11 protein-coding genes are annotated in these 10,564 nt (G+C 67.6%); 6 read left to right on the top strand and 5 right to left on the bottom strand.

The genetic code is table 11. The features are described from left to right. Positions 1–343: 343 nt before the first annotated feature. From ACFZCP_RS34765 to ACFZCP_RS34755, 3 genes are all read left to right on the top strand, one after another. Positions 344–670 carry an MmcQ/YjbR family DNA-binding protein gene (locus ACFZCP_RS34765; RefSeq protein ID WP_391435634.1) on the top strand — a complete coding sequence of 109 codons (327 nt, stop codon included), beginning with the start codon at positions 344–346 and terminating at the stop codon, positions 668–670. A gap of 172 nt (positions 671–842) precedes the next feature. After that, positions 843–1,490 (top strand): FAD-dependent oxidoreductase, encoded by a 648-nt coding sequence (locus ACFZCP_RS34760; protein WP_391435630.1) that lies wholly within the window; start codon positions 843–845, stop codon positions 1,488–1,490. 124 nt (positions 1,491–1,614) lie between these two features. After that, a complete protein-coding gene (locus ACFZCP_RS34755) occupies positions 1,615–2,250 on the top strand; it encodes a TetR family transcriptional regulator C-terminal domain-containing protein (RefSeq protein WP_391435626.1) in 636 nt (211 codons plus the stop codon). Positions 2,251–2,473: 223 nt separating this feature from the next. Here ACFZCP_RS34755 and ACFZCP_RS34750 read toward each other — a convergent pair whose 3' ends face one another. The 4 genes from ACFZCP_RS34750 to ACFZCP_RS34735 form a co-directional block, all read right to left on the bottom strand. After that, positions 2,474–3,355, bottom strand: a complete 882-nt coding sequence (locus tag ACFZCP_RS34750) for a zinc-binding dehydrogenase (protein ID WP_391435623.1) — start codon at positions 3,353–3,355, stop codon at positions 2,474–2,476. A gap of 55 nt (positions 3,356–3,410) precedes the next feature. Continuing rightward, the gene (locus tag ACFZCP_RS34745; RefSeq protein WP_391435620.1) at positions 3,411–4,037 is read right to left on the bottom strand and encodes an NAD(P)-binding domain-containing protein; all 627 of its coding nucleotides are present in this window, start codon (positions 4,035–4,037) and stop codon (positions 3,411–3,413) included. Between the two features lie 109 nt (positions 4,038–4,146). Continuing rightward, positions 4,147–5,121 carry an alcohol dehydrogenase catalytic domain-containing protein gene (locus ACFZCP_RS34740; RefSeq protein WP_391435617.1) on the bottom strand — a complete coding sequence of 325 codons (975 nt, stop codon included), beginning with the start codon at positions 5,119–5,121 and terminating at the stop codon, positions 4,147–4,149. Between the two features lie 793 nt (positions 5,122–5,914). Then, positions 5,915–6,475 (bottom strand): MarR family winged helix-turn-helix transcriptional regulator, encoded by a 561-nt coding sequence (locus tag ACFZCP_RS34735; protein ID WP_362685756.1) that lies wholly within the window; start codon positions 6,473–6,475, stop codon positions 5,915–5,917. Between the two features lie 87 nt (positions 6,476–6,562). On the opposite strand from ACFZCP_RS34735, the gene ACFZCP_RS34730 reads away from it, so the two are divergent. Both ACFZCP_RS34730 and ACFZCP_RS34725 read left to right on the top strand, forming a co-directional pair. Continuing rightward, on the top strand, positions 6,563–7,471 hold the full coding sequence (locus tag ACFZCP_RS34730; protein WP_391435613.1) for an alcohol dehydrogenase catalytic domain-containing protein: 909 nt from the start codon (positions 6,563–6,565) through the stop codon (positions 7,469–7,471). Positions 7,472–7,517: 46 nt separating this feature from the next. Next, positions 7,518–7,901 (top strand): limonene-1,2-epoxide hydrolase family protein, encoded by a 384-nt coding sequence (locus ACFZCP_RS34725; protein WP_362685750.1) that lies wholly within the window; start codon positions 7,518–7,520, stop codon positions 7,899–7,901. Positions 7,902–8,683: 782 nt separating this feature from the next. Here ACFZCP_RS34725 and ACFZCP_RS34720 read toward each other — a convergent pair. Continuing rightward, positions 8,684–9,379: an SDR family NAD(P)-dependent oxidoreductase gene (locus tag ACFZCP_RS34720; protein WP_362685747.1), complete on the bottom strand. Its 696-nt coding sequence runs from the start codon at positions 9,377–9,379 to the stop codon at positions 8,684–8,686. Positions 9,380–9,513: 134 nt separating this feature from the next. On the opposite strand from ACFZCP_RS34720, the gene ACFZCP_RS34715 reads away from it, so the two are divergent. Beyond that, positions 9,514–10,440, top strand: a complete 927-nt coding sequence (locus ACFZCP_RS34715; protein WP_391435608.1) for a helix-turn-helix domain-containing protein — start codon at positions 9,514–9,516, stop codon at positions 10,438–10,440. Positions 10,441–10,564 lie beyond the last annotated feature (124 nt).

The following is a 10,564-nucleotide window of genomic DNA, read 5'->3' as shown; positions in this document are numbered from 1 at the left end:
GCACAACCTCGCCCTCGCCGGATAGGCAAGCGGGCCGCACTGCGGCCAACCATGCCCGAGACGTCTCGGAGATCATTTACGGGACAACCCTTAGGCCGAAAATCTCAGTAGCGCTGATGGCGACTCCCAGCCGTCGGAGAAGTAGGGGTCGGAGCGGTCGTGATGTTGACCCCTGAGGAGCCGCTGCCGATCATCGACGTCCGGATTGCCCCACCGTTCCCCGTGGGGAATTCCGTCAGACTCCACGTGGCCGTCTGTGACAACGCTGCCGTCAAACTGGACGCGCCACATCGGATGAAGCCGAGTAGGTTGACCGTGTGTCGGCTATGGAAGCGAGGTAGCCATGACCGTGGACGACGTCAGGGAGCTGGCGCTTTCCTTCGCTGGAGTCAGCGAGTCGCGTCCGTTCGCCCCGGACCGTGTGGTGTTCAAGACCACGGCGAACAACAAGGTGTTTGCCATCCTCAGTGGCCACGAGTTCCCGGACGACCAGGTGACAGTCAAGGCTGATCCGGAGCGAGTCATTGAGTTGCTGGAACGCTTCGAGGCAGTGCATCCAGCGTACAAGCTGAACAAGCGAAACTGGGTCAACATTTCGTTGGCCGGTGACGTCCCGGACGAACTGATCCAGAAGCTGATAGGGGACAGCCACGACCTGGTCGCACCATGAGCGGCGCGCATTCAGGAGTTACGAGGGGACTGCCTTCCCTTCAAACTCGACGAGGGCACTAATGCGCACGCTAAAGCCCTTGCTCTTCCCGACTCGGAGGCTCTTCGATGCTTCCGGCAAGAATCAGCCCGTCAAGGACTGAGGTAGCAGCAGTTCCCAGACGCATCGACCAGTGGCTGCGTTTGGCCAAGACCGCGCTCAAGAGCCTCAGGCTCGTAGCCCGAGCCCGTCGGTGCGGACCCGTGCCCCGGCTCCTTCGCGTGCTGCACACCCCGGCGGGTGGCTCCTTATCTCTGCAGGCCAAGCGGCTCTGTTCCTGGCCGGTAAGTCAATTTCAGTGAACATCATCCTGCGCCGCGACGACATCGCGGCTCGTATGTCCTCCTATCTTGTTCGCTGGCTCCTCGCGGATCCGCGCGTTACCGTGCATACGTCAAGTGAAGTGACAGCACTCGAAGGGGAAGACTCCCTGGAGGCCGTCAGGATCAGAAATTCAGCCACCGGCGCCGAATCTCTGCTGAGATGCGGCGGGCTATTCTGCTTCATAGGTGCAACACCGGCAATCGATTGGCTGAATGCGGCCTGCGCAGCTGACAAGGATGGATTCATATATACTGATGTGCACATTGCTGACAAAGATCTGGGGCCGTCCTGGCAGGAACTGCAGCGCCCCCCTCTTCCCTTTGAAACGAATATTCCCCGTGTCTTTGCCGCAGGCGATGTACGGCATGGGTCAATCAAGGGTGTGGCAGTCGGCGAAGGGGCCTCTGCCGTTTCTTCCGTTCATCGGGTCATAGGGGTCCCTGGGGTGCCCTTCTGAGGGCGAGCGGGGCGGGAAGCGCAAGCTTGGCCGTCAGGGCGAGCCGGTGTCGCAAGCCTCGAAACAGGCTCGTACTGCCCTGTCTTCGCCCCGTAATGCCCCACTCGCGGCGTACAGTTTTCTCATGGCCCGGCCTCGGCAATTTGACGACGAGGAGGTTGTGCGGGCTGCTCGCGACCAGTTCTGGTCCCACGGTTACGACCGAACCTCCATCGACGATCTGAGCGCCGTCACGGGCTTGGGACGCGGAAGCCTGTACGGGGCCTTCGGAGACAAACACGCCCTGTTCCTGCAGGCTCTGGACAGCTACAACAGTGACGCGATCGGAGCCTGGCGTTCGGCTCTGCGCGGCCCGGGACCGGCCCTGCCTCGGCTGGAACGCCTTGTATGCGACATCTCCGAAGCGATCAGCAGGGACGTGGAGCGGCGCGGTTGCATGATGGCCAGGAGTGCCACGGAACTCGCCGCAGTCGACAAGAGCGTTGCCGAGCGGACTACTGCCACCGTCCGCGGGCTGTACGGCGAGCTGGCGGACTGCATCGCCCGGGCCCAAGAGGAGGGCTCGCTGGATGCCGACGCGGACACGGACGGGCTCGCAAGCCTTCTCCTTGCTGTGCTGCGAGGGCTGGAGGCCCTGGGCAGGGCGGGAGCCGCAGCGGAGGTTGTCATCGGGGCTGCCAAGCAGGCTTTGGACCTTCTGCCCCGCGCTTCGACGAACGAGCGGGCGCCGGATCGGCAGGAGGGCCGTTCAGCGCCGTGACCCGGGGCCTTACGTAGACGGCCCTTGGGTTTCAGTGCCAGGGTCGCACGCCGTGGAGGTCTGGCCCCGGACAGGACGATCAGCAGCGCAGGGGGCGTCTACCAGGGGCGGATGAGGACGGTTCCGACCTTGCCGGGCCGTTGCGCGTGTTCCACGGCCTCTGCCAGGTCACCAAGACCATAGGTGCCGGCTACGTCGAACTGGTCCTTGGCGGCCGTTGCGATCAGCTTCGCGGCGGCGACATCGGATGCTTGCCTGTCGAGGGAGGTGTCCGACAACCAGTGGCGACGGTCATGCCGCGCAGCGTCGGCGATTTGTGCAGCAGCGTCGACGCGGGCAGCGAGATCGGCTCCGCGGCCATCTGCCCGTAGCAGATGAGCGTTCCGCCTGGCGTCAGCAGGTCCACAAGGCTCTCGGCGAGTTTCCCGCCGATCGGATCGAGTGCCACGCCCAGCGGGCGGCCGTCGGCCGCGCCGCGGACTTCATCGGCCCAGCCTGCATGGTCCGTCGTCACCACCGGCACGTCCGGGAAGCGGTTTCGCAGTTCCGCGGCACCGCGTTCGCTGCGGACGACGTTGACGAGCGAGATGTTGTGGGCCAGGCTCACGGCGGTCAGCAGACGTCCGACCGACGAGCCGGCGGCAGTCTGCAGCAACACACCGTCGTACCCGATGGAGGCGTGTGCCTCCGCCTCGCGGCGCAGCATCACGGCGGTGATCGGGTTCACCAGCATCTGCGCGGCGACCTCGTCCGACACCCCTGGCGGTACGGCGACCACTGCCCGGGAGGCCGTCATGATCCACTGGGACCAGGCGCCCGGGTGCGGGAAGACCGTCACCCGCGCGCCGGGCTCGACCCCCGGCGGCACCGGGGTGCCCGGGCCTACGGCCTCCGCCACGCCGGTGGCCTCGACACCGGCCGGGACCGGTTGTCCGCCGCTGCCTTGATACGCCTCGACCGCTTGGAGGTCACCAGGGTGAATGGGGAACGCGGTGACGCGGACGAGTACTTGACCGGTCTGGGGCGCAGCCGGCTCGGGCTCCTCGATGACGGTCAGGACGTCGGCGGGAGACCCGCCGCAGGTGTAGACGACACGACGGCTCATGACGCTCCTCCTGTGTGTTCGGCGTGCGTGGCCGGGGTGCGCGAGGTCTGGGACGTCAGCCGGCATCCTGAAGCAGGAAGTGCCGTGCGCTGAGCGGGCCGTCGAGCTGCATCAGCCGCCCGCCCTCCCGCAGACCGCCAAGGTCCAGTGCGGCGAACCCGAACCGGTCCAGCAAACCGGACACGGCCGCCTTAGCGCCAGCGTCGTCGCCCGCGTAGAAGACCACCTGACGGCCCTCATCGTGCTGGGGGTCCGCGGCGATGAACGCGGCGAACAGGCTGTTGAACGCCTTCACGATCCGAGCTCCGGCAAGGCGCTCGGCGACCCACTCGCTGCCCGTGAGGTCACCGACGTCGTACCGGCCCCTCCAGGGGTTGGCCGCGGCGAACTGATTCGTCGTGTCGACGACGATCTTCCCGGACCAGTCGGTAAGGCCGGTCAGGTCCGGTACGGCGAAGAACGGCACGGCGAGGAAGACGAGGTCCGGCTGCGCCGCCTCCTTTGCTGTCACGGCGTGGGCCTTCGGCCCCAGCTGCTCCACGACCGCCTTGAGTGTCTCCGGGCCCCGGCTGTTGCCGATGAGTACCTCATGTCCGTGGCGGACGGCCTTGTCGGCGATGGCCTGCCCGATCTCGCCCGCGCCGAGGATGCCGATGGTGCTGTGTTCGGCCATGCTGCCCATCCTTGATCGTATGTCGGGGCCGTGCCGACGCCCCGGCAGCGGCGGTGTGATCGGCTCCGGCCGCTTCCTGCCGGGATGGTCCCGGCTTCAGCGGCAGGTGCGGCGGCGCCTACGCGCGATGCGGGTTGAAGTCCAGGAGGACCTTGCCGTTCTCCCGGAAGTACGCGAGTGCCTCGGGAAAGTCCGCCGCCTCGTAGACGGGCGCGGAGGGCAGGACGAGTCTTCCCTCGGCGACCAGCCGCGCGGACTGCGCGTTCAGAGCCGGAAGCCGAGGAAGAAACTCGTCCTGGTACATCCAGAATTCCGTCGTGGTGATGTTCTTCGTCCCCAGCACGTCAGGATCGGGCGTGAACGGCCGGCCGCTCAGATACCCGTAGATCACCAGCAGGGCGCCGTCGGTCAACACGTCCAGCAACAGCGCGGTCGCCGCCCCGCTGACACCGTCGAGGCCGAGGAGCACCGGATCGGATCCGATGGCTTTCCGCACGCGTGCGCCGGCGTCCGCGGAGTCAACCACCACGATGTCGGCGCCGAGGTCACGGAGTTCGCTCACGAGTTCCGTGCGGCGCACGATGTTGATCGTGCGCAGCCCTCGTTCCTTGGCGAACACGATGACAGACCGGCCTACCCCGCTATTGGCCGCGTTCTGCGCCACCCAGGAACCGGCCGGAAGGTCACGCATGCCGACCAGAAGCCCCGCGCTGACGGGATTGATGGTGAGCATCGCTGCCTGTTCCAGACTGATGGACTTGTCCACGACGGTCAGGTCCGCTGCCTCGGCCACGACCCGCTCGGACCAGGAAAAGACGCCGAAGGGAAGCAGGACTCTCTCGCCGGGACGGACCTCCGTGACGCCGGGCCCCACGGACACGACCGTGCCGACGCCCTCGTTGCCGATGGCGGTGGGCAGCTCAGGGCGTACGGGGTAGATGCCTTGCGCCAGGAGGAGGTCGTGGTGGTCGAGCGGGGCATACTCAACCTGGATCAGCGCCTGTCCGGCGGCGGGGGCCGGGGGCTCGGGCACGTCCGTCACCTCCAGGCTCTTCTCCGGCTCCCCGAACTCGGTGAGGTGGATGGCGAGCATGGGACACGACTCCTTGCCTCGGCGAAGTTCGAGAGACCGCCGTGGACGTCGACGACTCGGCCCCCGAGGATTTCCGCGGTTGTATCCAGTTCGGTTCTGCTCCGTCCGCGAGGGGAACGGCAGAGCCCTCGGAGAGGAACCGGTGGGCTGTAGACAGACTGATGCCGGTCAAGCAGCTACCAAACCGGCCTTGTCATTAAGTTGTCTGCTGATGTCCGCTTCTTCTTCGATGCAATCCCTCCGGAGACCGGCTGAAACCACAGCAGAGAGACACGCGGCAACTCGTGCCCGGCAACTTGGTCACGCGCCCACCGACGACGGATTGCTCCGGCACGCCACCTCGTGCAGCCAGATTTGTACCTACCAGTAAAGAATCCTTACCGGGGCGCCGCAACCGGAGAGGCACTCGCCCTGACCGGTGCCGCAGCTCCAGCCACACCGTGTCCTGCCCGGCGGCGAATCGGGAGAAGCGGCGCAGGCAGTACTCGAACGTCGGCGGCACCAGGAACGGTGTTCCTGCCTACCGTCCAAACTCCCGTCGCCACTGCGTCAGGTCACGCGCCATCTGCAGACCGAACGGCGAAGGCCCGGTTCGGACCTCGATGTCCCACAGGGTCGACCGGACCTTCTGCCTTCTTCCGATCACGAGGGAAGGTCATTCGGTCAATGAGCGAATTCCAACTTGAAGCTGCTGGTGGGCGGGCTGGTATGGCACTCATGTGGGGTACTCACCGTGGTAGGGGGTTGTGATCGCCGGGATTGATCGTCTGTCGCGTGACCTATCGGGTGGTCTCTAAGTCAAGCCCGGCGCCCGCCGCCGGTCACTCGCCCCGGGCGGGTGCCAGTCCACCGGCGGCGGCAGCGTACCCTGCGCGATTATGTTCGCGTAGACGCTCTCCAGCGCCTGGCTGAGCGGCCCGACAAGCTCGCGCGGCAAGCCGTCGAAGAACAGGCGACGCACGAGTTCCACGTGTCCCAGAGCCGCGGCCTCGAGCACCTTCCGGCCGTGTTGGGTCAGACTCACCTCGGTCACGCGCCGGTCGTTCGCTGACAGGCTGCAGCTCACCAGTTCCCGCTTGGCCATCCGCCGCACGTGGTGCGAGACCCGGCTGCGCTCCCAGCCGATCTGCGCGGCCAGCATCGTGATCGGCATCGGGCCCCCGTCGGCGACGCTCAGGGCCGTCAGGACGTCGTAATCCGGCAGGGACAGATCGCTGTCGGACTGCAGCTGGCGATTCATCTCGTAGGTCAGCCGCAGCTGAACCCGGATGTACGCCAGCCAGGCTCGTTGCTGTTCGCCGTCGAGCCACCCGCCCTCGGGCACCGGCGCGCCGCCGTTGGCATTGCGTGACATGTCACCTATGCTTTCTGTCTAGCACCACCGTCGAGGTGTGCCGGTCCCATATCATCTCGCGCGGACCGCCAGGAGCAGGAGGTACCGATGCCGTACGCCGCAATGCTCACCGGATACGGATCGCCCGAGACGCTCGTGTGGTCGGAAGTCGCCCTGCCCGCACCCGGACCTGGTCAGATCAGGATGCGCGTACACGCGGCGGGAGTCGGCCCGACCGACCTGAAGATCCGGCGCGGCGACCTCCGAGAGGTCTTCCCGCTGCCCGACCCCGCCGTTCTCGGCTTCGAAGCCGCCGGCACCGTCGACGCTCTCGGCCCGGGCGTGACTGGCGTGTTGCCGGGTGACGAGGTCGCCGCCCAGCTGCCCACGCTCGGTGGGTACGGCGAATACGCCCTCGCCTCGGCCTGGACCGTCAAGCCGGCCACCGTCAGCTGGGCCGACGCCGCAGCGCTGCCCGCCTCGGCCGAAGCCGCCGTCGGCGTCCTGCGTCAGCTCGGCGTCACCTCCGGCGAGACTCTGCTCGTTCTCGGGGGCGGAGGCTCGGTCGGCGTGATCGCCACCCAGCTGGCCGTATCCCAGGGCCTCACAGTCTTCAGTGCCACCGGCCCGAGCGACGAGCAGTTCGCCAAGGATCTCGGCGCGATCCCGGTCCGCTACGGATCGGCGCTCCTTGCGCAGATGCGCGCGCACGTCGGCAAGGTGGACGCCGTCTTCGACGCCGGAGGCAAGGGCGGCCTCCGCGACGCTGTCGAACTCGCGGGCGGCCCCGCGCGCGTGATCACCCTCGCCGACGAGCACGCGGCCGACTTCGGCGTCGCCCTCTCCGCCCCCACCCCGGACCGCGCCCCCGACGCGGTCGAGCAGACCATGCCACTACTCGCTTCCGGGCAACTCCGCCTGCGAGCACAGCGGCTGCTGCCGATGCGGGACGCCGCGCAGGCGCACGCCCTCCTCGAAGTGGGCACAGCGCACGAAAAGCTCATCCTCACCGCTTAGCGGCCTATCGCAGCGTACTGTCAAGATCAACCGCAGGGGGAGCCAGATGGAGAGCCCAATCGAGGTAGTGCGCAGGTTTTGCGCGGCGTGGTCGGACAACACTGGGGCCGCCGAACTGGCAGCATTTTTCACCGACGACGCCATCTACCACAACATCCCGCTGGCGCCGATCACCGGCCGGGAGGCCATCGCCAACACCATCACCTCGTTCATCCGCCCTGGCCCGCCAGGCATTGAGCACATCGAGTTCCGCGTCATCAACATCGCAGCCAACGGACCGATCGTGATGACCGAGCGGGTGGACGTCTTCAAGCTCCCTGACAAATCGTTCGAACTGCCGGTCATGGGGACCTTCGAGGTCGCTGACGGCAAGATCAACGCCTGGCGCGACTATTTCGACATGAACCAGTTCACCAGCCGGATGGGATAAGGCTGGACCTCCTCAGCGCTCCAGCTCACATTGAGGTTTTTCATCCTGTTTTCGCAGGTGGGATGGGGCGGCCTGGGTTCGGTCGGTGTGATCGGGCTGGTCGGCGGTCGTGATCGTCACTCGTGATCGTTTGCTGCACAGCGCCAGGATGTTCAAACTCAATGATGTCCCGCAACTGTGGGTTCGCTCGCTACGATTGTGTTGGTCGGCGGGCCCGCGGCCGCCTTCCGCACCGCCGACTCAAGGCGCGACGGGACGTCCCGGCCTGCCAGTAGTAATCACCGAAAACAACGGATATCCCTGACCAGCAGTGATCCGCCGCCGACGGCGGCCAGGGCAGGCTCAGAGAGCCTTCACGCGGCCGGCGGGGTACACGCCTCGGCCGACTTCCTCGACACCACCAACTGAGCGCACGTGCCTTCGCCGTGCCGGGAACTCGGGCGGCACCGGCAGGTGATGCGGAGACAACGGCTATGACCAGATACCAGATCGGCATCTGACAGGCAGTGATGCAGCTGCTTGCCTGACCGTGCTCCGCCAAGGGCGCTACGGCCGAACGCCTCGACCTGGCGGGCCGTCCCGGCGAGGTCCTCCGGCCTGGACATCAGGTAGTAGATGGTGTCGATCTGGTCCGCGAGATCGATGGCGATGATGTCCGCGCCTTCCTCGGCGAGCCGGACCGTATGGCTGCGGCCCTGGCCACGGGCCGCGCCGGTGATGAAGGCGACCTTGCCGTCGAGCTGTCCAACGCGTGTTGCTCCTCTGGTCCGGATGGAGTCGGCTCAGGCCCCGTTGAAGTGCTCGTCGACGAAACCCGGCTTGGCGTCGTCGATCGCCCGCCGGTACCGCTCGGCGATGTGCTCGGGGTCGAACGGGGTGCCCGGCTCGACCATCCCGTTCACCGTGAGGGTGAGGACCCGAATGCCGTCGTCGGCCAGCTGGGTGCCCAGCAGGCTCGCGACCCCGCGCAGCCCCAGCTTGCCCAGGGACAACGTGGCGAGGCTCGGGTGCGGCTGGTCGGCCAGACCACCACCGGTGAACAGCAACGTGCCGCCGCCGGCGGCTCGCATGGCCGGCACCGCGACCTGGGCGGCCACCACCCCGCCGACGACGTCGACGGTGTAGGCGCCCAGCAGGTCCTCGGGCGCGGCCGACAGGAGGTCGTCGGGCGTCAGCTGGGCAACGTTGTACAGCACGACGCCGGGCGGGTTCGGGGCCGCGTAGAGCGAGCTCAACGCCTCGCGCAGCTGCCCGGGGTCGGCCGCGTCGACGCGCACGACGGCCACCTCGGCCCTGGTTGGGTGCAGGTCGGCGGCGAGCTCCTCAAGCTTGTCCCGGTGCCGGGCGGCCAGGGTCACCCGGTAGCCGTCACGGGCGAAGCGACGGGCAGTGGCGGCGCCGATGCCGGGGCCGGCACCGATCACGAGCAGGTGGCGTGCGTCGGCGGGATGCGGCGAGGGGGACGTAACGGCGGACACGGTAGGAGGGCTCCTTCAGGGCAGGGTGCACAGGGCCGATGGCCGTATCGTTTCGGGTCTCAAGAGTGGTATCAAGTCACCGCTGATGCTAGTTTCCAGACTGAGTGGGGGCTGGCTGGCCCCGGAGGTTCCTGATGGTTGTGTACACCGTGCCGCGGCCCGAGGAGCCGGTCGCCCCGTCGCCCGGTTCCGGCAACGCGAGCGGTCTTGAGAGCCGCGGCGACTCCGACGGCGCGTCTGCCCGGCGCCGAGAGCTCGCCGTCTTCCTGCGCAGCCGACGCGAGCGCATGTCGCCGAGCGAGCTCGGTATCGCGGCGATCACTCGGCGGCGCACCCCCGGTCTGCGCAGGGAGGAGGTCGCGCAGCACGCCGGGATGAGCGTCACCTGGTACACGGCCCTGGAGCAGGCCCGCGACGTACGCCCCTCGCCGCAGGTACTCAACGCACTCGCCCGCACGCTGCGCCTGGACCACGACGAGCGCCACCACCTCTACCGGCTCGCCGGTGCCGCGGACGACGCCGTGGTCACGGAGTGCAACGCCGTGAGCGCCGAGTTGCACGCCGTGCTGGACAAGCTCGACCCCTACCCCGCCTGCGTCCAGAACGGCAAGTTCGACCTGCTCGCCTACAACAGCGCGATGCGCCTGCTGATCACCGACCTCGACGAGGTGCCGATCGCACAGCGCAACTGCGTCTGGCTCACCTTCACCGAGCCTCGCTGGCGCGAGCGCATCGTCGACTGGGAGCAGGCCGCGGCTCGCCAGGTCGCGAACCTGCGCGTCGCCATGGCCGAGCACGTCGACGACGGCCGATGGAAGGCGCTGGTTTCGCGGCTGCGCGCGGAGTCGTCGGAGTTCGCCGCACTGTGGGACCGGCACTCCGTCCGCGGTGTCGACGCCGGTGTGCTGCGCCAGATCGACAACCCGGCGATCGGTCGAATGACCTTCACTGTCTCCAACACCTGGGTCGCGCCCGGCTCGACGACCCGGCTGCAGGTGTTGCTCCCCGCGGACCCGCACACCGTCGAGCGGCTGACCAGGCTCGTCGCCGACGCCGGCTGAGCCAGCCCCGCGCTCGGCCCGGTCGTCGGGTCAGTCCCCCGCGGATCAGCAGACCGGCCAGAGCGGCATCGGCCACCGTCTCGCCGTTCGCCCCTGGTCAGCGGCGCGTGCCCGACGATCAGCC

The organism is Streptomyces sp. NPDC007971 (assembly GCF_042958635.1).
GTDB lineage: Bacteria > Actinomycetota > Actinomycetes > Streptomycetales > Streptomycetaceae > Streptomyces.
Note: the sequence above shows the minus strand (reverse complement) of the source record. Positions and strands in the feature narration are given on the sequence as shown.